Below are 22,821 nucleotides of genomic sequence, written 5' to 3'. Positions count from 1 at the left end.
ATCAGACACCTCCCTTCGCAGCGGGCGCACCGACCGGCTTGGCTTCCGGCGTCACCGGGGCCGCGGGCGTGGTCACTGCCTTGGCCGCCGCACCCAGCGGTGCCGGCACCGCCGGCGTGGCGCTGGAGCTGCTGCCCGCGGGCGGCAGCGGTGTCTTGGTGGAGTCGACTTCGTCGGTTTTCGGCTTGCTCAGTTGCACGTTCAGGCCAAACGAGTAGGGCATGCGGGAGGCGTCATGCGTGTTCTGCGTCTGACGCAGGTCGGCATGGCCCATCCACGGCGAGACTTCGATGTTGCGCATGTATTCGGCCACGCTGGCGTTGGACTGCGCCACGCCGTCGAGCGACATCGACTGGCCGCTCTGCTTGAGTCCGGTCAGGCGAGCGCTGGTCGGGATCGTCTTCACCAGTTCGTCGAACAGATGCACCATCTGCGAGCGGTCGGCCTGCAACTGCTCGATGATCTGCTTGCGGGCCAGCAGGTGCTCGCGCACATTCTCCAGCTCCTTGATCTTGGCGATGCGCACGTCGAGCTGCTTGATCTCGGTCTGCAGGTAGGCGTTGCGGTCATTCTGGTTGTCGATGCGCTGGTCCATCCAGAACATCCACACCAGCAACGCGCCAAGGCCGACCACGAAGGCCGCGACCAGCTGCATGTAGAACTCGCGCTCGCGTTGCTTGCGTCGCTCGGCGCGCCACGGAAGTAGATTGACGTGTGCCATCAGTCGAAGCTCCTCAAGGCGAGGCCCACCGCAATCATCAACGCGGGGGCATCCTGCGCCAGCGACTGCGCCTGGACCCGAGGCGACAGCGACATGCGGGCCAGCGGATTGGCGACGACGCAGGGCACGCCGAGCTGCTCTTCGAGCATCGGACCAAGGCCTTCGATCGACGCGCAGCCACCGGCCAGCACGACCTGGTCGACCTTGCTGTACTCACTGCCGGCAAAGAAGAACTGCAGCAGACGGCTGATTTGCTGGATCAGCGATTCCTTGAACGGCTCCAGCGCCTCGGTCTCGTAGGACTCGGGCAGGCCGCCCTTGCGCTTGGCGCGGCCGGCTTCCTCGTAGGAAAGGCCGAAGCGCCGCATGATCTCGTCGGTCAGCTGCTTGCCACCGAAGACCTGCTCACGCGAATAGATGGTGCGCTGGTTGCGCAGCACCGACAGCGTGGTCATGGTGGCGCCGATGTCGACCACGGCCACCAGGGCTTCGCGACTGACATTGAGCTGGTCGGCGATCATCGCGAAGGCGTTCTCCATCGCGAACGCCTCCACGTCGATCACCGCGGCGGTGAGTCCGCCCAGGTCCAGCGCGGCCACCCGCATGTCGACGTTCTCGGTGCGCGAGGCCGCCAGCAGCACGTTGTTCATGTCGGGGTTGTCGCGGACCGGACCAAGCACCTCGTAGTCGAGACTGACTTCGTCGATCGGATACGGGATGTACTGGTTCGCCTCGACCTGGATCTGGCCTTCCAGGTCATCGTCGGACAGCTCGCTGGTCATCGGGATGATGCGGGTGATCACGGCAGAGCCGGCCACCGCCGCCGCCGCGTGCTTGAGCTTGGAGCCCGAGCGCGCCAGCGCGCGACGAATCGCGTCACCCACCGCCTCGACCTCGACGATGTTCTTCTCGACCACGGCGTTCGGCGGCAGCGGCTCGACCGCGTAGTGCTCCACGCGATAACGGCCACCCGCCTGACTTAGCTGCAGCAGCTTGACGGCAGTCGAACTGATGTCGACACCAATCAGCGCCGGCTTCTTCGGTGTAAAGAGCCCCACGGTGTTTCCCCCTTGCCGCTGACGCCCGTAGCCAGAAACCTGGCGGGGTGCGCAGTGGCATTAAATCGAAAAATTAATGCAATGGCAACGGTCTACGGAAACTTTCTCAAGTGATTGGCGTGATCCGGGCCACATTTGGGCCAAACCCCTTCTTGGCTCGACCCTTGCTTCGGCGGGCCGGTTCCAGCTTTGGCAAACCACGCCTCATGCGACGAATACTGCTACATCTATACTCTGCCATGTTTTGACTCAGGTCTCGCTATCTCCACACCATGCAAATTTTCAAACGCTTGTTGCGCTGGGCTCTGCTCCTGGCCTTTTCCGGTTTGCTCCTGACAGTTATCGCGGTTGGTGTGGCGTATTGGCTGATCTCTCCCCGGCTGCCCTCGGTGGCCGAGCTGAAGAACTACCCCATGCAGGTCCCGCTGCGGGTGGTCAGCGCCGACGGCAAGCTGATCGCCAGTTTCGGCGAGACACGGCGCATCCCGGTGGACATCGAGAAGGTGCCCGACCGGCTCAAGCATGCGGTGCTTTCGGCCGAGGATGCCGACTTCTACCACCACCCCGGCGTGGACTGGCATGGCATCGCGCGAGCCGGCTGGCATGTGGTGGTGACTGGCGGCGACAAGGGCCCGGGTGGCTCGACGATCACCCAGCAGGTGGCACGCAACTTCTTCCTGAGCCCCGAGAAGCTGTATTCGCGCAAGCTCACCGAAATCTTCATCGCGCTGCGCATCGAGCACGAGCTCAGCAAGGACCAGATCCTCGAGCTGTACCTCAACAAGATGTTCCTCGGCCACCGTTCCTATGGCGTGGCCGCCGCAGCGGAGTATTACTACGGCAAGACCCTGGACCAGCTCAGCGTGGCCGAGTGCGCGCTGATCGCCTCGACCTTCCAGCTGCCCTCGGTGGTCAATCCGATCAACGGGCAGAAGCGGGCGATTGCGCGGCGCAACTGGGTGCTGGGCGAGATGCTGCGCCACGGCTACATCACCAAGCCCGTCTACGAGCAGGCGATCGCCGAGCCGAACCACGCCTTTCCGCATGAGCAGCCGATCGAGGTGGACGCCCCCTACCTGGCCGAGATGGTGCGCCGGCAGGTGCTCGACCGTTTCGGCAACGACGCCTTGACCGAAGGCTACGTGGTGAAGACGACGCTGCAGAGCGGCCGGCAGCAGGCCGCGGTGGATTCGGTGCGCGAAGGGCTGATCGCCTACGACCGCCGCCACGGCTGGCGCGGCCCGGAAGCCCACCAGGATCTGCCGGCAAGCGCGGGCGAAGCCGATTTCGACAACCTGCTGGGCAGCTACGGCAGCATCTCGGGCATGCAGCCGGGCATCGTCACCGCCAGCGACGCCCGGCAGGCGACCGTCTACCTGTCCAGTCACGAAAGCGCGATCCTCGATCTGGCCGCCCTCGCCTGGGCGCGTCCGCACATCAGCGACGACCGGGTCGGAGCCACGCCGACCCGGGTCGACGCCGTGCTCAAGCGCGGCGACATCATTCGCCTGGCCCGCGACGACAAGGGTGAATGGCAGCTGGCGCAGATCCCCGCCGCGCAGGCCGCGCTGACCTCGGTGAATCCCGAGGACGGTTCGATCCAGGCGCTGGTCGGCGGCTTCAGCTTCGTACGCAGCAAGTTCAACCGCGCGGTCATGGCCGCCCGTCAGCCCGGCTCCAGTTTCAAGCCATACCTCTACTCGGCGGCGTTCGAGCGTGGCTTTACCCCGGCCTCGATCATCAACGACGCGCCACTGGCCCTGCCCGACCCGTCACGCCCGAACGGTATCTGGACGCCCTCCAACGACGACGGCAAGTTCGCCGGCCCGATGCGCCTGCGCGAGGCGCTGGTGCAGTCGAAGAACCTGGTCTCGGTGCGTCTGCTCGACGCCATCGGCGTGCGCTTCATGCGCGAGTACGCGACCCGCTTCGGCTTCTCGCAGGACGCGATCCCGGCCAACCTGTCGATGGCGCTGGGCACCGCCTCGGTGTCGCCGATGAGCATGGCCCGCGGCTACGCCGTGTTCGCCAATGGCGGCTACCTGGTCACGCCGTATTTCATCCACGAGATCGATGACCGCAACGGCACGCCGGTCTACGTGGCGAACCCTGCCCGTGCCTGCCGCAACTGCCAGGAGCGCCTGCTGGACACCAATCCGCCCGGCCCGCCGCCAGCCGACATGAATCCGACGCCAGCCAACAACCTGGCCAGCCAGGCCGGCGAGCCGGCCAGTTCGAGCAGCGTCGACGGCGTGGGCGAAGCCGTGCTTCCGGCCGATGCGCACGGCGCCGGCGCGCATGCTCCGGTGCTGGCACCACACGTGATCGAGGTGCGCAACGATTACCTGATGGTGTCGCTGATGAAGGATGTGATCCTGCGTGGCACCGGTTCGGCCGCCCGCGCCCTGGGGCGCGACGACCTGGCCGGCAAGACCGGCTCCACCAACGACCACCGCGACGCCTGGTTCGTCGGCTTCGACGGCGAGCTGTCGACCGCCGTGTGGGTGGGCTTCGACGACTACAGCTCGCTCGGCCGGGGCGAATTCGGCGCCAAGGCGGCGCTGCCGATCTGGATGTCCTACATGGGCAGCGCGCTCAAGGACCAGCCATCCAGCACGTTGCCGATGCCGCCGGGAATCAGTACGGTAATGATCAACCGTTACAGCGGACTGCCTTCCGGCGCGGGTGATCCCGATGCCATGAACGAGATGTTCAAGGTGGAGGACGTCGACCGGTTGCGCAGCCAGGCCGCCCAGCAGAAGGAGCAGGACCAGCAACACGCCTACGACATCTTCTGAACCCTCGCCGGCAGCGGCCCGTCCGATGGAAGCTGCCGGTTACCGCACGATGAGGAGCGCCCTGTCCATGTCACGAGGCGAGCACCACCGCATCCACACGCACGACCGCCTGCAACGCAACCGCGTCCGCATCGCCCAGGAAGCGGCACGGCTGATGAGCGAGCACGGCATCCGCGATTTCCACCACGCCAAGCTGAAGGCGGCGGAACGCCTGGGCATCCTCGACACCCAGGCACTGCCGCGCAACCAGGAGATCGAGCAGGCCCTGCGCGAACATCAGCGCCTGTTCCTCGGCGACAGCCAGCCGCAACTGCTGCGGCAACGCCGGGAGGCGGCGCTCGACGCGATGCGTTTCCTGGCCGCCTTCGAACCACGCCTGGTCGGCGCGGTGCTGGAAGGCACGGCGGACGCCCACTCGGCCGTGTGCCTGCACGTCTACAGCGACGATCCTGAAGCCGTGATGCTCTACCTGCGCGAACACGGCGTGCCGTTCGATACCCAGGTGCGCCGGCTGCGCTACGGCCGCGACGAGGATCAGCCGGAATATCAGGTGCTGCTGTTCGACGCCGACGAGCTGCCGTTCGACCTCACCGTGTTGCCGCGCGACGCGCTGCGCCGGGCGCCACTGGATCGCGCCGACGACCGGCCGATGCGGCGCGCGTCATTGACCCAGGTGGAACTGCTGCTGGCGGAAGATCCCGCCGAGGGTTTCGAGCAGCAGTTGAGCGCCGCCCTGCGCTGAAGCGATCCGTCCCGCATGAAAAAGCCCCGGCCATGGCCGGGGCTTTCCTTCAACCGCAGATGCTCAGCGCTTCGTCGTCGGCACGAAGTCGCGCACGTCGGCGCCGGTATAGACCTGGCGCGGACGACCGATCCGCGACCCCGGCGTTTCATGCTGCTCGATCCAGTGCGCGATCCATCCGGCGGTGCGGGCGATCGCGAACATCACGGTGAACATCTCGGTGGGGATGCCCAGCGCCTTGTAGATGATGCCCGAGTAGAAATCGACGTTCGGGTACAGCTTGCGCTCGATGAAGTATTCGTCCTTCAGCGCCGCCTCTTCCAGCTTCATCGCCACGTCCAGCAGCGGATCCTTCACGCCCAGCTCGGCCAGCACCTTGTGGCACATCTCGCGGATGATCTTCGCGCGCGGATCGAAGTTCTTGTACACGCGATGGCCGAAGCCCATCAGGCGGAAGCTGTCGTTCTTGTCCTTGGCCCGCAGGATCGCCGACTCGACGTTGTCCGGGCTGCCGATCTCCTCCAACTGCTTGAGCACGGCCTCGTTCGCCCCGCCGTGGGCCGGACCCCACAGCGCGGTGATGCCGGCGGCAATCGACGCGTACGGGTTGGCGCCGGTGGACCCGACCAGGCGCACCGTCGAGGTCGACGCGTTCTGCTCGTGGTCGGCATGCAGGATGAACAGCAGGTCCAGCGCCTTGGCCGCGACCGGGTTCATCTGCAGCGGCTCGCTCGGCACCTCGAACATCATGTGCAGGAAGCGATCGACATACTCGAGATTGTTGCGCGGATAACGCGACGGCCAGCCGATCGAATAGCGGTAGCAGGCAGCGGCGATCGTCGGCATCTTGGCGATCAGGCGGATCGCGGCGAGCTTGCGGTCGGCCGGGTCGTCGACGTTGAGGTCGTCATGGTAGAACGCCGACAACGACGCGACGGCGGCGGCCAGCATCGCCATCGGGTGTGCATCGTGGTGGAAGCCCTGGAAGAAGTTCTTCAGCGACTCGTGCAGCATCGTGTGATGCGAGACATCGTGCTCGAACGCAGCGAACTCGTCCGCCTTGGGCAGCTCGCCGTTCAGCAGCAGGTAGGCCACTTCGAGGAAGCTGGACTTCTCGGCCAGCTGCTCGATCGGGTAACCGCGATACAGCAGCACTCCCTTGTCGCCATCGATGTAGGTGATCGCGCTCTTGGTGCTGGCGGTGCTGCCGAAACCCGGGTCGTAGGTGAAGTGGCCGGTGTCCTTGTACAGGGTGGCGATGTCGATGCACGCCGGTCCCAGCGTGCCGCTGACCAGGGGCAGCTCGCTGCTGCGACTGGTCGACTCATCCACCAACTTGACGATCTTGGGATCGGACACGGAAATCTCCTTGCATGTGGGTCATCACCGGCGGCCATCGCCAGGGGCGACGCCGTCCGGTGCGGAATGCCTGGCTTCGACGGCCGGGGAAAACAGCCGAAGCAACGAACGCCTTGGCGTCAGCTCACCGGCCATTATCGCACAAGGCCACGTGCACATTCGATGGCGAATGGTCGAATGCCGGACGCAAAAAGACACGGGGCAGGCCTGCGCCTGCCCCGTGTCTTCGAACCGCTTCGGCGATCGGGTCGGCTGACCGGCGCCAGGCGCCTGCAGCGACCGGCCCGCAACGACCGGCGATTACTCCTTGACGGAGCCCGCGTAACGGCGACGGAACTTGTCGACGCGGCCGCCCACGTCAAGCGTCTTCTGCTTGCCGGTGTAGAACGGGTGCGAATGGCTGGAGATATCCACCTTGATCAGCGGGTACTCGTTGCCGTCTTCCCACTTGATGGTTTCCTTGCTGGACATGGTCGACTTGGTCAGGAACGAGAAGTCGGACGACAGGTCCTGGAACACCACCGGGACGTAATTCGGATGGATATCAGGCTTCATGGCTGGCTCTAAAGCGGTGGTGAAAAGAGCGGCATTGTAACGAGGATGCGCCTGGCTGTGCAAGTCGCCCTAGCCCCCGGATCAGCCCGGCACGCCCAGCGCACGCTTCACCATCGCGGCAAAGCGCGCCTGGTCCACCTCCAGCACGATGTTCGCCTGGGCCGGCCGGCCCAGCCGCGCCGCCCAGTCGACCACCGTCGCGCCGCGGGTCAGGCGGCCATCCAGTTCCACCGCCACCGCCCGCTTTTCACTGCGGGTGACGATCGAGGGGTCCAGCGCGACGGCCATCGCCAGGGCGTCCGCGGCGACCAGTCCCGTGCGTTCGTGCAGGGCGTTGTAACGGCGCGCCGTGGCCACGATCCGCCCGAAGAAATCCGCGCGATGGTCACCGGCGGCCAGCCAGCGGTCGAACTCGGCATCGTCGAAGGCGTGCCGCAGGGTGGCTTCCCAGTCGACCAGGTCGAATGCCGGGAACGCCTCGAACACCACGTGGGCCGCCTCGGGGTCGAAGCCGATGTTGAATTCCGCCGGCACCTTGCCGGTGTTGCCGTGGCCGGTGACCGCACCACCCATCACCACCAGTCGCGCCACCCGTTCGGGCAGGCTCGGGTCCAGCCGCAGCGCCAGCGCCAGGTTGGTCAGCGGGCCCAGCGCCACCAGGGTCAGCTCGCCGGGCCGCTCGCGGGTCAGTCGCAACAGCGCCAGCGCCGCCGACTCGGCCGACACCGCGGCGGCAGGCTCGGCGAAACCCACGTCGCCGAAGCCGTCCTGGCCATGCACGAAGGCGGCGTCTTCTTCCGGTGCGCGCACCAGCGGCATGGCGCACCCGGCGAAGACTGGCGTCGTCATGCCCACCAGGTCGACCAGGGTGCGCGCATTGCGCACGGTGTGGCCCAGGCCCACGTTGCCCGCGGCGATGCTGAGGCCGGCCAGATCGGCATGGGCGTAAGCCATCAGGATGGCGAGGGCGTCGTCGACACCGGGATCGGTATCGATCAGGAGTTGCGGCTTGGTCATGTGGACGGGTCGGGTGAGATCAGCTGAGTAGCTTAAAGGGAACAGGGAACGGGGAACAGGGAAGAAGGGCCAGAGCGGCGACTATCCCGGTCCATCCCCGTTCCCCGTTCCCCGTTCCCGCTCCACCCTTCACGCATGCGCGTAACGGGCGGCGCCGCCGATCCAGCGCTCGATCAACTGGATGGTCTGCTGCGGATGCTCCGCCAGCATCCGTTCGCCGACCTGTTGCACGGCCGGCAACAGGTGTGCGTCGCGGGTGAGGTCGGCGATGCGGAAACTGAGCTGCCCGGTCTGGCGGGTACCCAGCACTTCGCCGGGCCCGCGCAGTTCGAGATCCTTTTCGGCGATGCGGAAGCCGTCGCTGGTTTCACGCATCACCTGCAGGCGCTCGCGTGCCAGCTGACCCAGCGGCGGCTGGTACAGCAGCACGCAGTTGGAGGCCACCGCGCCTCGGCCGACGCGGCCGCGCAGCTGGTGCAACTGGGCCAGACCCAGCCGCTCGCTGTTCTCGATCACCATCAGGCTGGCGTTCGGCACGTCCACGCCGACTTCGATCACCGTGGTGGCCACCAGCACGGCGAGCTCGCCAGCCTTGAATGCATCCATCACCGCCTGCTTTTCCTTCGGCTTCATGCGGCCGTGGATCAGGCCGATGCGAAAGCCCGCCAGGGCGGCCGACAGTTCCGCGTGCGCCACTTCAGCCGCCTGCGCACGCAGCTGTTCGGATTCCTCGATCAGGGTGCAGACCCAGTAGGCCTGGCGACCTTCGCCGCAGGCCGCGTGGATGCGCTCGATCACCTCGACCCGTCGCGCGTTGGAGATCGCGATGGTCTGCACCGGCGTGCGACCGGGCGGCAGTTCGTCGATTGACGACACATCCAGGTCGGCATACGCACTCATCGCCAGCGTGCGCGGGATCGGCGTCGCGGTCAGCACCAGCTGGTGCGGCACCAGTTGTCCGTCCCTGCCCTTGTCGCGCAAGGCCAGTCGCTGCTGCACGCCGAAGCGGTGCTGTTCGTCGACGATCACCAGACCGAGCCGCTCAAACGCCACGCCCTCCTGCATCAGGGCGTGCGTGCCGATTACCACCGGTGCACCGCCAGCGACCCGGGCCAGCGCCTGCTGGCGCGCCTTGCCGGTGACCTTGCCGGCCAGCCACTCCACCTCGATGCCGAGCGGCTGCAGCCAGTGCCGGAAATTGTGCAGGTGCTGTTCGGCCAGCAGCTCGGTCGGCGCCATCAACGCCACCTGGTGGCCGGCCTCGACCGCCGCCAGCGCGGCCAGCGCCGCCACCACGGTCTTGCCGCTGCCGACATCGCCCTGCACCAGTCGCAGCATCGGATGGTTGCGCGCCAGGTCGCCAGCCACTTCGCCGGTGACCCGCTGCTGCGCCGCCGTCAGCCGGAACGACAGGCTGGCCAGCAACTGCCGGCGAAGCTCGCCGTCACCACCGAGCTTCGGCGCACGGCGGCGACGCACTGCCTCGCGTATGCGGCGCAGGCTCAGGTGCTGGGTCAGCAACTCCTCGAACGCCAGTCGCTGCTGCGCCGGGTGCCGGCCCAGCACCAGCTGGTCCAGGCGCGCATCCGGGGGCGGCCGATGCACGTACAGCAGCGCGTCGCGCAGCGACGTAAGACCATGTTCGGCGCACAGCGCCGACGGAATCAGCTCCAGCCGGGCCGCGGGCGGCAGCAGCGCCAACGCCTTGCCGATCACCCCGGCCAGCCGCTTCGGCCCCAGCCCCTCGGTGGTCGGATAGACCGGGCTGAGCAGGTCGTCGACGGCCGCCACGGCCTCGCCGGTCAGACGCTGGTAAGTCGGATGCACCATTTCCAGGCCCTGCGCGCCATGACGAACCTCGCCATAGCAAAGCAGTCGCGCACCCGGCAGCAACTGCTCGGCCTGGGCGCGATTGAAATGGAAGAAGCGCAGCAGCAGGGTCTGCCGGCTGTCGTCGCCGATCGCCACTTTCAGCTGGGGTCGATGGCGAAAACCCCGCTCGACCGCTTCGACCACGCCTTCGACCTGGGCCCGTTCACCCGGGCGCAGGTCGGCGATCGGGGTGACCCGGGTCTTGTCTTCGTAGCGCAAGGGCAGGTGGAACCACAGGTCCTGCACCTGCTCCAGGCCCAGCCGGGCCAGCGACGCGACCAGCGCCGGCCCCACTCCCGGCAGCTTGCCGACCGGCGTGAGGCCGGGATCGGTGTCGACGGGGACTGCGGGGCGGGCGGGACGTGTGGCCATGAACGACAAGCCTACCCGAGCATCCGCATCCGTCGTAAGCCGGACGGCGACGCACGCTGTCGGCGCCGGCCTCGCACTGGATCAGCCGATGTCGCTCAGGGCAGCACCATCACCGCATCCACCTCGACCTGGGCCGCCTTCGGCAGCGCGGATACCTCGATCGTGGAGCGCGCCGGATACGGCTGCTGGAAGTACTCGGCCATCACCGCGTTGACCGCGGCGAAGTTCGCCAGGTCGGTGACATAGATGCCCACCCGCACGATCTGCGCCAGCGAGCCACCGGCGGCCGTGGCCACCGCCGTGAGGTTGTCGAACACGCGCCGTGTCTGCGCGGTGACATCGCCATCGACCAGCGCGCCGGTGGCCGGGTCCAGCGGAATCTGCCCGGAGAAGTAGACGGTGTTGCCTGCTCGTACCGCCTGCGAATACGGGCCGATCGCGGCCGGCGCCTGTTCGGTGGTGATGATGCTGCGGGACATGGGGTTTCCTCAGGGAATCGGGAATCGGGAATCGGGAATCGGGAATCGGGAATCGGGAATCGGGAATCGGGAATCGGGAATCGGGAATCGGGAATCGGGAATAGGGAAAGTTATCGCGTCGTCGTGGCCATGCAAACCCCGGAGCATCGAAACGGCGAACCATTCCCGATTCTCCATTCCCGATTCCCGGCTTACAGCGGATACCGATACGCCCCGCTGACCACGCCGGTGCGGCGCACGCGACGGATCACGTCGGCCAGGTGCTTGCGGCTTTTCACTTCCATCGCGAACAGCAGGGTGGCTGCCGCGGAGTCGCGTTCGACGTACTCCACGTTCTCGATGTTCGAGTCGGCGGCGGCGATCGCGGCGGCCACGGTGGCCAGCACGCCGGGGCGATTGATCACCTCGATGCGCAGCTCGGCCCGATAATCGCCCTGCACGTCGCGATCCCATTCGATCGCCACGCGGCGTTCGGGCGACTTGCTCAGCTCGAACACGTTCGGGCATTCCTCGCGATGCACCACGATGCCCTTGCCCGAGGACAGGTAGCCGATGATGTCGTCGCCCGGCAGCGGGTGGCAGCAGTTGGCGAAGCTGAGCACGCCGCGCTCGGCGCCGGTGATGCGGATCTTCTCGTGCGTGTGCGCCGGCAGTTGCGGCTTGCCGGCCTTCTTGCCGCGCGAGGCGAGCAACTGGCTGGCCACCACGTCGGGCATGCGGTTGCCCAGCGCGATGTCGGACAGCAATTCTTCCAGCCGCTTGAGCTTGGAGGTCTCCAGGAAGCGGTCGAGCACCGCCGGCGGGACGCCATCGAGGCTGCTGCCCAGGGCGTCCAGCGCGCGATCGAGCATGCGATGGCCGAAATCCACCGCGTCCTCGTGCTGCAGGTGCTTCAGGTACTGGCGGATGGCGGCACGCGCCTTGCCGGTCACCACCACTTCCAGCCACGCCGGGTTCGGCACCGCCGACGGCGCGGTGATGATCTCCACCAGTTGCCCGGATTCCAGCCTGGTGCGCAGCGGCAGCAGCCGCTTGTCGACCCGCGCGGCCACCGCGTGGTCGCCCACGTCGGTGTGCACGGCGTAGGCGAAATCCAGAGCGGTGGCATTGCGTGGCAGCGACAGGATGTCGCCGCGCGGCGTGAACAGGTAGACCTCGTCGGGGAACAGGTCGATCTTGACGTTCTCGATGAACTCCGACGACGACACCGTGTTGGCCGAACTGTCGACCAGCGATGACAGCCATTCCCGCGCACGCGCCTGCGCGCTGTTGGCCGGGCCGCTCTCGGTCTTGTAGGCCCAGTGCGCCGCCACGCCGCTCTCGGCCACCGAATCCATCTCGGCAGTGCGGATCTGCACCTCGATCGGCGCGCCGAACGGCCCCAGCAGCACGGTGTGCAGGGACTGGTAGCCGTTGGCCTTGGGAATCGCGATGAAGTCCTTGAAGCGCTTGTCGACCGGCTTGTACAGCGCGTGCACCATGCCGAGCGCCATGTAGCAGCTCATCGCGCTGTCGACCACCACGCGGAAACCGTAGACGTCCATCAGCTGGGCGAAGCTCTTGTGCTCGCCACGCATCTTCGAATAGATGCTCCATGGCGACTTGATCCGCCCCACCACCAGGGCCGGCAAGTGGTCGGCCTGCAGGCGCGCAGTCAGCGCCGCCTCGATCTTGCCCATCGCCTCGCGTCGGTTGCCCAGCGCCGCGCGGATGCGCTCGCTGATCACCCGATAGCGGTCCGGATACAGGGCGTGGAAGCCCAGGTCCTGCAACTCGGCCTTGAACTTGTTCATGCCCAGGCGCTGCGCGATCGGCGCGAAGATCTCCAGCGTTTCGCGGGCGATGCGCCGGCGCGAGGAGCCGTCCTTGGCGCCCAGCGTGCGCATGTTGTGCAGCCGGTCGGACAGCTTGATCAGGATCACCCGGATGTCGCGCGCCATCGCCAGCAGCATCTTGCGGAAGCTTTCCGCATCGGCTTCCTGGCGGGTGCCGAAGCGCATCTTGTCCAGCTTGGTGACACCGTCGACCAGTTCGGCCACGACCTCGCCGAACTCGGCGGCGATGTCCTCGCGGCTGAGCTCGGTGTCTTCCAGGGTGTCGTGCAGGATCGCCGCGATGATCGTCTCGGCGTCCAGCCCCAGTTCGGCCAGGATGCCGGCCACCGCCACCGGATGGGTGATGTACGGCTCGCCGCTCTTGCGCTCCTGCCCGGCGTGCGCCTGCGCGCCGATCTGGAACGCGCGCATGACCCGCGTCACCTGCGCTTCGGGCAGGTAGTTGATGCGTTCCTTCAGGGCCAGCGCATACGGTGGCAGCGCGGACAGGTCGACCGTGGCGGGATGGGTGGCCGCAGTCATCGTTGCCGGCGCCTGTTCAGGCGCCTACCTCGAGCCGGATGGCGCGTGCGACTGCCGGACGTGCGCGCTGGATGACACCGGTCATGCCGATGTCGCGCGAGCACGTGCTACAGCAGCCGCCATCCATCAGTCGTCGCCACCCTTGGAGAGATCGTCGTCCACTTCCGCTGCCGCCCACTCCAGCGCCTCACGCTCGGCGCGCTCGCGCTCGGCCTTGTCGATCTGGTCGATCGTGGCCTGATCGATGCGGCGCGCAGCGATCTCGCGCAGGGCCAGCACGGTGGGCTTGTCGTGATCCGGATTGACGGCCGGTTCGGCGCCCTTTTCCAGCTGGCGCGCGCGCTTGGTCGCCATCAGGACCAGTTCAAAACGGTTGTCGACCACCTCAAGGCAGTCCTCCACGGTAATACGGGCCATGCGAATTCCTTAGGGAATAGAGACTTATATGGTCTGACAGTGTAGTTGAGCGGATGCTTTGCTGGCAATGCGCACGGCGCGTATCATGGCCGGCTGGCCACGGATGGACGCGCTGGACAAAAACCTGCCGAAAACCGTGCAAGATACAAAACCAGACAGTACACTTAACTGTCCCCCGACGCGAACCCTGCACTGATGCCTTCTTCGCTTCGCTCCTCCCTGCTTGGCCGCTGGTTGCCCGTGCTGGCGATCGCGTTGCTGGCTGGCTGCACGATTGCCAAGCCGCGCACCGACGATCCGCTGGAGAAGTTCAACCGCGGCGCCTACAAGTTCAACGACGCCGTGGACAAGGCGGTGATCCGTCCCGTCGCGCTGGGCTACCGCAAGGTGACCAATCCGCCGGTGCGCCGCTCGTTCAGCGACTTCTTCACCAACATCCGGATGCCGATCACGGTCGCCAACGACCTGCTGCAGGCGCGGCCGAAGCAGGCGCTGCAGAGCACCGGCCGGTTCCTGGTCAACCTGACCCTGGGCATCGGCGGCTTCTTCGATCCGGCCAGCCAGCTGGGCCTGCCGCTGGAAGACAACGATTTCGGCGTCACCCTGGCGCGCTGGGGCGCGCCGGAAGGCGATTACCTGATGCTGCCCCTGCTCGGCCCCAGCACGGTCCGCGACATCTGGCAGCGCCCGGTGGACAGCTACTTCTTCGATCCGCTGACCCTGTTCGCCAACAACCATCACTACAACGGCCTGCAGTACATGCCGCAGATGATGTACCTGGTGACCATCCGCTCGCGCGCGATCGACGCGGAGGGCTTCCTGCAGTCCGCCTATGATCCTTACGTGTTCATCCGCGACGCCTACCGGCAGCAGCGCCTGTACAAGATCTACGACGGCAATCCGCCGGTGGAGATCATCCAGCAGATGCAGGGCCTGGACGAGCAGAACTTCGATCCCGAGGAATTGCTCGACCAGCAGCATCAGTGGGAAAACAGCCATCCGGGCCAATCGAGCCAGCGCTGACCGGGCCGGCCTCGCCGAGGCGGTGCCGATGCGCTCCCCAGGGAACGATCGGATGACCACGAAAAAGGGGCCGCGAGGCCCCTTTTCATTTTGCCGCTCCGTCGGGTCAGCCGATCATCCGGTCGACTTCGCAGACCTGGGCCAGCGCCTGCATCCCCGCAGGCATGCGGGTGACCTCCAGCGATCGGCCACGGCCACGCACATCGGCCACCACGGCAAGCACGCAGGCCAGCCCGGCGCTGTCGCTGCGGGTCACCCCGGCCAGGTCGAGGCGGTTGATGCGAACGTCGGCCGCCAGCGCAGACTGCATCGCCTGCAGGGCGTCCTTCGCCGTGTCAAAACCGAGCTCGCCGGCCACCGCCAGGGTTGCCGGCGAGCCCACGTCCAGGCGGAAGCCGGAAGCAGCGACGGCCCTCGTCACGGCTTGTCCTTGTTGTCCTTGGCCATCGTCTCCAGCGCCTTCTCGCCCTGGGTCTCGAGGTTGGTGATCAGCTGCTCGATGCCGACCTTGCGGATTTCCGCATCCACCTGGTTGCGATAGTTGGTGACATAGGAAATGCCCTCGATGATCACGTCGTAGGCCTTCCAGTCGCCATTGCGGCCCTTGCGGAACGCATAGTCGATCGACACCAGCTTGCCGTCGTCCAGCACCACCTGGGTACGCACCACGGTGCGCTTGTCGTTGAGGTCGCCCTTGAACGGCAGCACCTTGACCCGGCCACGGGTGTAATTCAGCAGGCCTTCGGCGTAGCGGTGGGTGATCGAGTTGTAGAACGCCTTGGCGAAACGCTCGCGCTGGGCAGGCGACGCTTCGCGGGCATGCTGGCCCAGCACCAGGATCGAGGCGTAGTCCAGATCGAAATGCGGCAGGAACACCTCATCGATGACGCTGATGAGCTTCTCCTGGTTCTTCTTCAGCTCGTCGCGATGCCCTTCGATCGCCGAGGCCAGCTGGTCGGCGATCGTCTGCACGACCTGGGCCGGCGTCGGCTGGCTGGCATCCGCCGCGGCGGGCGCGGGCGTCTGGGCAAACGCCGGGGCGGCGACGACGGTGCCGAAGGCGATCGCGGTGGCAAGGGCCAGTCTGCGCAACATGGGTAACTCCTCAAGCGGTACCGGCTCGTCGAGCCGACGGGGATGGCGGGCTATTTGCTGCCGTTGCCGGCATCTTTCTTGTCGCTGGACGAACCGTTCACCAGGAACTTGCCGATCAGGTCCTCCAGCTGCATCGCGGACTGGGTCAGGATCATCTCGTCGCCGTCCTTGAGCGCGTCGGGTGAACCGCCCGGCTGGATCGCAACATACTGGGTGCCGATCAAACCGCTGGTGAACACCGCGGCGGCCGAATCGTCGGGGATCGCGTCGTAGCGCTTGTCGATCGACAGCACGACGTCGGCGTTGAGCTTGACCGGATCGGCATGCACCGACTGCACGCTGCCGATCACCACGCCGGCCATCTTCACCGGCGCGCCGGCGGACAGCGTGCCGACGTTGGTGAAGCTGGCCTTCACCGCATAGCTGCCGCCCACGTTGTCGACCACGCCGCCGGCACCGAAGAACTTGCCCAGCATCTCTTCCAGCGGCTGGGTGGACCTGGTCCGCGCCAGCGTGCCCCCGCTGGCCACCGCCTGCTTCGCGCTGCCGTACTCGATGCCCACGTACTGGTCGCCAAGCAGGCCGCTGGTGAAGATCGTCGCCACCGAATCCTGCGGGATGTGGTTGTAGCTGCGGTCGATCGACAGCGTCACGTCGGCCACGTCGTGATCGGGCTTCAGCGTGATCGACTGCACCTGGCCCACCCGCACCCCGGCGATCTTCACCGGCGCGCGTTCCTTCAGCTGGCCGATGTTGGTGAACTGCGCCTGGACGGTGTAGCTGTCGCCCTGGTGGACGTTAGCCACCGAACTGGTCTGGGTTGCCAGGTAGGCCAGCGCGGCAAAACCGAGCACGATGAACAGGCCGGTGCCGACGGCATACGAACTTCTGGGTTGGCTCACGGCAGAATCCTCGGAAAACGATGGGTCATGGCAGTTACATCAGGAAAGCGGTGAGCACGAAATCGAGCGCCAGGATGGCGATCGATGAGGCGACCACGGTGCGCGTGGTGGCATACGCCACGCCTTCGCTGGTGGGTGGCGTGGTAAAGCCCTGGAACACCGCGATCAGCGACACCACCGCACCGAAGGCGAGGCTCTTGAACAGCACGCCGTTGACGATGTCGGTATGCACGTCGACCACCGCGGTCATGTTCGACCAGAACGTGCCGTTGTCGATGCCCAGCCAGGTGACGCCGACCAGGTGGCCGCCGAACACCGCCATCGCGCAGAACACGCAGCACAGCAGCGGCATCGCGATCAGCCCGGCCAGGAAGCGCGGCGTGGCGACGTAGGCGATCGGGTCGACCGCCATCATCTCCATCGCCGAGATCTGGTCGGTGGCGCGCATCAGGCCGATCTCGGCGGTGATCGCGGTGCCGGCGCGGCCGGCAAACAGCAGCGCGGTGACCACCGGGCCCAGCTCCCGGTACACCGACAACGCCACCACCATGCCGCTGGCCGAGGTGCCGCCGAAAATCGACAGCACGTGGTACAGCTGCAGCATCAGCACCATGCCCACGAACAGGCCGCAGACCATGATGATGGTCAGGCTCATCGCGCCGACGAACCACAGCTGGCGCGTGGTCTCGCGCAGGTAGCGGAAGCTGCGCGGGATCGCCGCCAGCAAGGTGAGCAGGAACAGGCCGCAAAGGCCGATCTGCGTCAGCGACTGGGTCACCACATTGCCGTGCTGCCCGCGCGCGCTCATTTCGTCACTCCGGCAAGGCCCAGTTCGGTGGCGTAGTCACCGGCCGGATAGCGGAACGGAATCGGGCCGTCCGCCTCGCCGCCGAAGAACTGCCGCGTCCACGGCGAGCCGTCGCCGGCGATCGTCCTCGGATCGCCCTGCGCGACCACCTTGCCGTTGGACAGCAGCATCACGTGATCGGCGATCTGTTGCACCGCGTCCAGTTCGTGCGACACCAGCACGCTGGTGATGCCGAGCGTCTTGTTCAGGGTACGGATCAACTTCAATACCTGGTTCAGCGCCACCGGATCGAGACCCACGAACGGCTCGTCATACAGGATCAGTTGCGGGTCGAACACGATCGCCCGCGCCAGCGCCACCCGTCGCGCCATGCCGCCGGACAGCTCGTTGGGCATCAGTCGCGCGGCGCCGCGCAGGCCCACCGCCTGCAATTTCAGCAGCACCAGGTTGCGGATCAGCACCTCGGGCAATTTCGTGTGCTGGCGCAGCGGGAACGCCACGTTCTCGAACACGTCGAAGTCGGTCAGCAACGCGGAATTCTGGAACAGGTAGCCGACACCCTCGCGCAGCTTGTACAGCTCTTCGCGCGACAAGCCGGCGACGTTGCGGCCGCCGACGTGGATGCTGCCGGCATCGGCACGCATCTGCCCGGTGATGTGCTTCAGCAGGGTGGTCTTGCCGGTGCCGCTGGGGCCCATGATCGCGGTGACCTTGCCGCGCGGAATGTCCATGTCCAGCGCGTCGAAGATGGTCTTGCCGTTGAGCACCGTGGTCAGGCCACGGATCCGCACCAGGGTGGGGTCGTCGGGTGTGGCGCGAACGGGGTCGGTCATGGGCGGCAAACGACGTGGAGAAAGCGGACAAGGTAGCCGATGCGCGGTGCGAAGACCATGCGACGGCCGGCGTTTCAGCTGCCAGGGGCGAGCAGCTCGGCGATCAGGGCTTCGTGCCGCTGCCACTGCAGCGCGCTGCGCAGGCGCACTGCCCGCACGATCGCCTGCAGGTCGGCCAGCGCATCGTCGAACACGTCGTTGACCAGGACGTAGTCGAATTCATGGGCGTGGGCGATCTCGCCGCGCGAGTTGCGCAGGCGGCGCTCGATCACCTCCGGCGCATCCGAGCCGCGACCGCGCAGGCGCCGCTCCAGCTCCGCCCGCGACGGCGGCAGGATGAACACGCTGACGCAATCGGGCTTGCTGCGGCGGATCTGTTCGGCGCCCTGCCAGTCGATCTCCAGCAGCACGTCCCGCCCCTGCGCCAGCAGTCCCTGTACCGTGGTGCGCGAGGTGCCGTAGAGGTTGCCATGCACCTCGGCGTGTTCCAGGAAAACGCCTTCGGCGACCTCGCGCTCGAACTCCTCGCGTTCGACGAAGTAGTAATGCCGCCCGTACATCTCGCCGGGACGCGGCGGCCGCGTGGTGTGCGACACCGACAGCGAGATCGCGCTCTCGCGCTCGAGCAGCGCGTTCACCAGGGTGGACTTGCCCGCGCCCGAGGGCGCGGCAACCACGAACAGCGTGCCCGCCGCCTCAATATTCATGATGGTGTGCAGCACATTCGCACCCTCTCCCCTCCGGGGAGAGGGTCGGGGCGAGGAGCCACGGCCTGCGCGGAATCGAGATCAGCAAGCCCATGTTCATTCGATGTTCTGCACCTGTTCGCGCATCTGCTCGATCAGCACCTTCAGCTCGACCGCCGCATTGGTGCTGCGCGCGTCGACCGACTTGGAGCCCAGCGTGTTCGCTTCGCGGTTGAACTCCTGCATCAGGAAATCCAGCCGGCGGCCGACGGGCTCCTCCAGCCCCAGCACGCGGCGCGTCTCGGCGATATGCGTGCTGAGCCGGTCCAGTTCCTCGTCGACGTCGGTGCGGGTGATCTGCAGCACCAGTTCCTGCTCCAGCCGGCCCGGTTCGACCGGCTGCTTCAGGTCGGCCAGGCGCGTTTCCAGGCGGGTGCGCAGCGCGGCGCGGATCTCCGGCATCCAGCCACGCACCTCGGCGACCACGCGCTCGATGCCGTCCAGCTTCTCGCGCAGGATCTCGCCCAGCTTGGCGCCCTCGCGCTCGCGGGTGGCGGTCAGCGCATCCAGCGCGCGGTCGAGCACGTCGAACAGCGCGGCCTGCTGCGCCTCGGGATCGCTTTCGGCCTGCTGCATCACGCCCGGGAAGCGCAGCAGTTCGGTGAACTGCACCTGCAGACCGGGGAACAGCGCGGCCATGTCCAGGTTCAACTCCGACAGGCGCGCCAGCAGCGCACGGTTCACCTGCAGCGATTCGCTGCGAGCGTCGCCGGTACGTCGCACGGTCAGGTCCAGCTTGCCGCGCGACAGCTTGCTCGCCACCCGCTCGCGCAATTGCGATTCGAACGCGCGCAGGTCGTCCGGCAGCCGCGGACTCAGCTCCAGGTAGCGGTGGTTGACCGTGCGCAGCTCGCAGCCGAGCGTACCGGCGGGGCCGGTGGTTTCGGCGCTGGCATAGGCCGTCATGCTGCGGATCATCGGCGCCTTCCGGGCGTGGGGAAAGGACGCAATGGTAAACTCTCCGATCCTGCTTGCCCAATCCGGCCAGGCTGCCCCCAGGATCTGCCCCATGAATTCCGTCTCCCGCCCCAGCGGCCGCGCCAGCGACCAGCTGCGCGCCGTCAGCATCGAACGCCACTACACCCGCCACGCCGAAGGCTCGGTGCTGGTGAGCTTTGGCGACACCCGCGTGCTGTGCACCGCCAGCATCGAGGATCGCGCGCCGGCCTGGCTGCGCGGCAAGGGCGAGGGCTGGATCACCGCCGAGTACGGCATGCTGCCGCGTGCCACCAACACCCGCATGCAGCGCGAAGCCGCGCGCGGCGGCCAGGGCGGCCGCACCATGGAGATCCAGCGACTGATCGGCCGCAGCCTGCGCGCCTGCATCAACCGGCAGGCGCTGGGCGAACGGGTGATCACGCTGGACTGCGACGTGCTGCAGGCCGACGGCGGCACCCGCACCGCGGCGATCACCGGCGCCTATGTGGCCCTGGTCGACGCAGTGAACCTGCTGATGAAGCGCGAGAACCTCAAGCGCAATCCGGTGATCGGCGCGATCGCCGCGGTTTCGGTGGGCGTCTACAAAGGCGTGCCGGTGCTCGACCTCGACTACGCCGAGGACTCGGACTGCGACACCGACATGAACGTGGTGATGAACGACGGCGGCGGCTTCATCGAAGTGCAGGGCACCGCCGAAGGCCATGCGTTCCGTCGCGACGAAATGGACGCGATGCTGGCGCTGGCCGAAAAAGGCATCGGCGAATTGGTTGCCGCGCAACGTGCGGCGCTTTTATCCCATTGAAGCCGTCGCGTGCAGCGCGACAATCACTCCCCTCTCCCGCCTGCGGCGACCGAAGGAAGTCCCCTTGCGGGTGAGAGGGCAAGGGGTGAGGGCAACCGGACTCAAGGAAACCACATCACCATGCAACGCATCGTGCTGGCCAGCAGCAACCCCGGCAAGCTGAAGGAATTCAGCGCGCTGCTGGCCGACAGCGGGCTCGACGTGATCCCGCAGACCAGCCTGGGCATCAGCGACGCCGACGAGACCGGACTGACCTTCGTCGAGAACGCCCTGCTCAAGGCACGCCACGCCGCCCAGGCCAGCGGCCTGCCTGCACTGGCCGACGATTCCGGCCTGTGCGTCGATCACCTGCACGGCGCACCCGGCCTGTACTCGGCGCGCTACAGCGGCGGCCACGGCGATGCCGCGGCGAACAATGCGAAGCTGCTGCGCGAACTCGACGGCGTGCCGACCGATCAGCGCGGCGCGTTCTTCATCTGCGTGCTGGTGCTGCTGCAGCATGCCGACGACCCCGCCCCGCTGATCGCCGAAGCCCGCTGGCACGGCCGCATCCTCACCGAGGGGCGCGGCACGGGCGGCTTCGGCTACAACCCGGTGTTCCTCCCCGAAGGCTACGAACAGAGCGTGGCGGAAATGGACGACGCGCTGAAGAACCGGCTCAGCCATCGCGGCCAGGCGCTGGTGAAACTGCACGAGCGGCTGCGCGAACGCCATCACGCATGAGCCTGATCGCGCCACCGCTGTCGCTGTACGTCCACATGCCGTGGTGCGTGAAGAAGTGCCCGTACTGCGATTTCAATTCGCACGGCCTGCGCAGCGAGCCACCGCCGTATGCCGGGTACATCGACCATCTGCTGGCCGACCTCGACGCGGACCGCGCGGATTTCGCCGCGGCGCTGGAAGGTCGGCCGGTGGTCAGTCGGCCCTTGATCAGCGTGTTCTTCGGCGGCGGCACGCCCAGCCTGTTTTCGCCGGAGCTGATCGCCCGCCTGCTCGACGGCGTGCGCGAGCGCATGCCGCTGGCCGACGATGCGGAGATCACCCTGGAAACCAATCCCGGCACGGTCGAGCATGGCCGTTTCGACGGTTACCTGGCCGCCGGGGTCAACCGCATCTCGTTCGGCGTGCAGAGCTTCGACGACGACAAGCTGCGCCGGCTCGGCCGCATCCACTCGGCGAACGAGGCCGAGGTCGCAGTGAAGTCCGCGCAGGACGCCGGCTACGAGAACATCAACCTCGACCTGATGTACGCGCTGCCGCAGCAGGATCTCGATGGCGCCCTTGCCGACGTGGCACGCGCCGTCGCGCTGCAGCCCACCCACATCTCGCACTACCAGCTCACCCTGGAACCGAACACCGTGTTCGCCGCCAACCCGCCACCGCTGCCCGATGACGACCACGCCTGGGCGATGCAGGAAGCGTGCGAGGCGCAACTGGCCGCCGCCGGCTACGGCCAGTATGAAATTTCCGCCTACGCCAGGCCCGGCCGGCGCTGCGTGCACAACCTCAACTACTGGCAATTCGGCGACTACCTCGGCATCGGCGCCGGCGCCCACGGCAAGCTCAGCGACGCCGCCAGCGGCGACATCCACCGACGCTGGAAAACCCGTGGTCCGCGCGCCTACATGGACGCCGCCGCCGGCCCCGCACGCGTCGGCGGCGACAACCGGGTGGAGGCCGGCGAGCTGCCGTTCGAATACATGCTCAACGCGCTGCGACTGATCGATGGTGTGCCGATGGCGGCCTTCGCCGAGCGCACCGGCCTGCCGGTCGAACGCATCGCGACCGGCCTGGCCGCCGCCCGCCAGCGCGGCTGGCTGCGCGACGATCCGGAGCGCCTGCACGCCACCGCGCTCGGCCAGCGCTTCCTCAACGATGTCATCGCCAGCTTTCTCGATTGAGGCGATCGCCCGGCGGCACGGGTTC

The 22,821-nt window shown here is 67.0% G+C and carries 22 protein-coding genes; 6 read left to right on the top strand and 16 right to left on the bottom strand.

Annotated elements, in window-relative coordinates; all coding sequences use genetic code 11:
• Window position 1: 1 nt before the first annotated feature.
• Both ABNK63_RS03045 and ABNK63_RS03040 read right to left on the bottom strand, forming a co-directional pair.
• Window positions 2-721: a PilN domain-containing protein gene (locus ABNK63_RS03045; RefSeq protein ID WP_350016647.1), complete on the bottom strand. Its 720-nt coding sequence runs from the start codon at window positions 719-721 to the stop codon at window positions 2-4.
• Window positions 721-1,779 carry a pilus assembly protein PilM gene (locus tag ABNK63_RS03040; RefSeq protein WP_350016646.1) on the bottom strand — a complete coding sequence of 353 codons (1,059 nt, stop codon included), beginning with the start codon at window positions 1,777-1,779 and terminating at the stop codon, window positions 721-723. Before ABNK63_RS03040 ends, ABNK63_RS03045 begins: the two co-directional genes overlap by 1 nt.
• A 272-nt stretch (window positions 1,780-2,051) precedes the next feature.
• Here ABNK63_RS03040 and ABNK63_RS03035 point away from each other — a divergent pair, with 272 nt between their 5' ends.
• Both ABNK63_RS03035 and ABNK63_RS03030 read left to right on the top strand, forming a co-directional pair.
• Complete coding sequence (locus ABNK63_RS03035) at window positions 2,052-4,577, top strand: penicillin-binding protein 1A (RefSeq protein ID WP_040673103.1); 2,526 nt, start codon at window positions 2,052-2,054, stop codon at window positions 4,575-4,577.
• 67 nt (window positions 4,578-4,644) lie between these two features.
• Window positions 4,645-5,319 (top strand): hypothetical protein, encoded by a 675-nt coding sequence (locus ABNK63_RS03030; protein ID WP_350016645.1) that lies wholly within the window; start codon window positions 4,645-4,647, stop codon window positions 5,317-5,319.
• Window positions 5,320-5,382: 63 nt separating this feature from the next.
• Here ABNK63_RS03030 and ABNK63_RS03025 read toward each other — a convergent pair whose 3' ends face one another.
• The 7 genes from ABNK63_RS03025 to rpoZ all read right to left on the bottom strand — a co-directional run bounded on the left by ABNK63_RS03025 (window position 5,383) and on the right by rpoZ (window position 13,747).
• Window positions 5,383-6,678: a citrate synthase gene (locus ABNK63_RS03025; protein ID WP_007807225.1), complete on the bottom strand. Its 1,296-nt coding sequence runs from the start codon at window positions 6,676-6,678 to the stop codon at window positions 5,383-5,385.
• Window positions 6,679-6,978: 300 nt separating this feature from the next.
• Window positions 6,979-7,233, bottom strand: coding sequence for a type B 50S ribosomal protein L31 (locus tag ABNK63_RS03020; protein ID WP_007807226.1), 255 nt, complete (start codon window positions 7,231-7,233; stop codon window positions 6,979-6,981).
• An 81-nt stretch (window positions 7,234-7,314) separates the two neighbouring features.
• A complete protein-coding gene (locus ABNK63_RS03015) occupies window positions 7,315-8,250 on the bottom strand; it encodes a nucleoside hydrolase (RefSeq protein ID WP_350016644.1) in 936 nt (311 codons plus the stop codon).
• A 129-nt stretch (window positions 8,251-8,379) separates the two neighbouring features.
• Complete coding sequence (gene recG / locus ABNK63_RS03010; RefSeq protein ID WP_350016643.1) at window positions 8,380-10,494, bottom strand: ATP-dependent DNA helicase RecG; 2,115 nt, start codon at window positions 10,492-10,494, stop codon at window positions 8,380-8,382.
• Between the two features lie 95 nt (window positions 10,495-10,589).
• Window positions 10,590-10,973, bottom strand: coding sequence for a RidA family protein (locus ABNK63_RS03005; RefSeq protein WP_007807232.1), 384 nt, complete (start codon window positions 10,971-10,973; stop codon window positions 10,590-10,592).
• Window positions 10,974-11,164: 191 nt separating this feature from the next.
• Window positions 11,165-13,330 carry a bifunctional (p)ppGpp synthetase/guanosine-3',5'-bis(diphosphate) 3'-pyrophosphohydrolase gene (locus ABNK63_RS03000; RefSeq protein WP_007807234.1) on the bottom strand — a complete coding sequence of 722 codons (2,166 nt, stop codon included), beginning with the start codon at window positions 13,328-13,330 and terminating at the stop codon, window positions 11,165-11,167.
• Between the two features lie 126 nt (window positions 13,331-13,456).
• Complete coding sequence (gene rpoZ, locus ABNK63_RS02995; protein ID WP_007509529.1) at window positions 13,457-13,747, bottom strand: DNA-directed RNA polymerase subunit omega; 291 nt, start codon at window positions 13,745-13,747, stop codon at window positions 13,457-13,459.
• 195 nt (window positions 13,748-13,942) lie between these two features.
• Here rpoZ and ABNK63_RS02990 point away from each other — a divergent pair, with 195 nt between their 5' ends.
• Window positions 13,943-14,770, top strand: coding sequence for a VacJ family lipoprotein (locus tag ABNK63_RS02990; protein ID WP_007807236.1), 828 nt, complete (start codon window positions 13,943-13,945; stop codon window positions 14,768-14,770).
• A 106-nt stretch (window positions 14,771-14,876) separates the two neighbouring features.
• Here ABNK63_RS02990 and ABNK63_RS02985 read toward each other — a convergent pair whose 3' ends face one another.
• The 7 genes from ABNK63_RS02985 to ABNK63_RS02955 all read right to left on the bottom strand — a co-directional run bounded on the left by ABNK63_RS02985 (window position 14,877) and on the right by ABNK63_RS02955 (window position 20,072).
• Complete coding sequence (locus ABNK63_RS02985; protein ID WP_007807237.1) at window positions 14,877-15,191, bottom strand: STAS domain-containing protein; 315 nt, start codon at window positions 15,189-15,191, stop codon at window positions 14,877-14,879.
• Window positions 15,188-15,865, bottom strand: coding sequence for an ABC transporter substrate-binding protein (locus ABNK63_RS02980; protein ID WP_007807238.1), 678 nt, complete (start codon window positions 15,863-15,865; stop codon window positions 15,188-15,190). Before ABNK63_RS02980 ends, ABNK63_RS02985 begins: the two co-directional genes overlap by 4 nt.
• Before the next feature lie 50 nt (window positions 15,866-15,915).
• Entirely contained in the window at window positions 15,916-16,767 is an 852-nt protein-coding gene (gene mlaD, locus ABNK63_RS02975; RefSeq protein WP_007807239.1) for an outer membrane lipid asymmetry maintenance protein MlaD, read from the bottom strand.
• A gap of 34 nt (window positions 16,768-16,801) precedes the next feature.
• Window positions 16,802-17,575 carry a lipid asymmetry maintenance ABC transporter permease subunit MlaE gene (mlaE, locus tag ABNK63_RS02970; RefSeq protein WP_007807240.1) on the bottom strand — a complete coding sequence of 258 codons (774 nt, stop codon included), beginning with the start codon at window positions 17,573-17,575 and terminating at the stop codon, window positions 16,802-16,804.
• The gene (locus ABNK63_RS02965; protein ID WP_007807241.1) at window positions 17,572-18,408 is read right to left on the bottom strand and encodes an ATP-binding cassette domain-containing protein; all 837 of its coding nucleotides are present in this window, start codon (window positions 18,406-18,408) and stop codon (window positions 17,572-17,574) included. Before ABNK63_RS02965 ends, mlaE begins: the two co-directional genes overlap by 4 nt.
• Before the next feature lie 74 nt (window positions 18,409-18,482).
• Entirely contained in the window at window positions 18,483-19,115 is a 633-nt protein-coding gene (gmk, locus tag ABNK63_RS02960) for a guanylate kinase (protein WP_040673107.1), read from the bottom strand.
• A gap of 96 nt (window positions 19,116-19,211) precedes the next feature.
• A complete protein-coding gene (locus tag ABNK63_RS02955; RefSeq protein WP_007807243.1) occupies window positions 19,212-20,072 on the bottom strand; it encodes a YicC/YloC family endoribonuclease in 861 nt (286 codons plus the stop codon).
• A 91-nt stretch (window positions 20,073-20,163) separates the two neighbouring features.
• Here ABNK63_RS02955 and rph point away from each other — a divergent pair, with 91 nt between their 5' ends.
• From rph to hemW, 3 genes are all read left to right on the top strand, one after another.
• Complete coding sequence (rph, locus tag ABNK63_RS02950; RefSeq protein WP_007807245.1) at window positions 20,164-20,895, top strand: ribonuclease PH; 732 nt, start codon at window positions 20,164-20,166, stop codon at window positions 20,893-20,895.
• 120 nt (window positions 20,896-21,015) lie between these two features.
• On the top strand, window positions 21,016-21,618 hold the full coding sequence (rdgB, locus tag ABNK63_RS02945; RefSeq protein ID WP_350016642.1) for an RdgB/HAM1 family non-canonical purine NTP pyrophosphatase: 603 nt from the start codon (window positions 21,016-21,018) through the stop codon (window positions 21,616-21,618).
• Window positions 21,615-22,796 carry a radical SAM family heme chaperone HemW gene (gene hemW, locus ABNK63_RS02940; RefSeq protein ID WP_350016641.1) on the top strand — a complete coding sequence of 394 codons (1,182 nt, stop codon included), beginning with the start codon at window positions 21,615-21,617 and terminating at the stop codon, window positions 22,794-22,796. Before rdgB ends, hemW begins: the two co-directional genes overlap by 4 nt.
• Window positions 22,797-22,821 lie beyond the last annotated feature (25 nt).

Source organism: Rhodanobacter sp. IGA1.0 (assembly GCF_040208325.1).
In the GTDB taxonomy this organism is placed as follows: Bacteria; Pseudomonadota; Gammaproteobacteria; order Xanthomonadales; family Rhodanobacteraceae; genus Rhodanobacter; species Rhodanobacter spathiphylli.
Note: the sequence above shows the minus strand (reverse complement) of the source record. Positions and strands in the feature narration are given on the sequence as shown.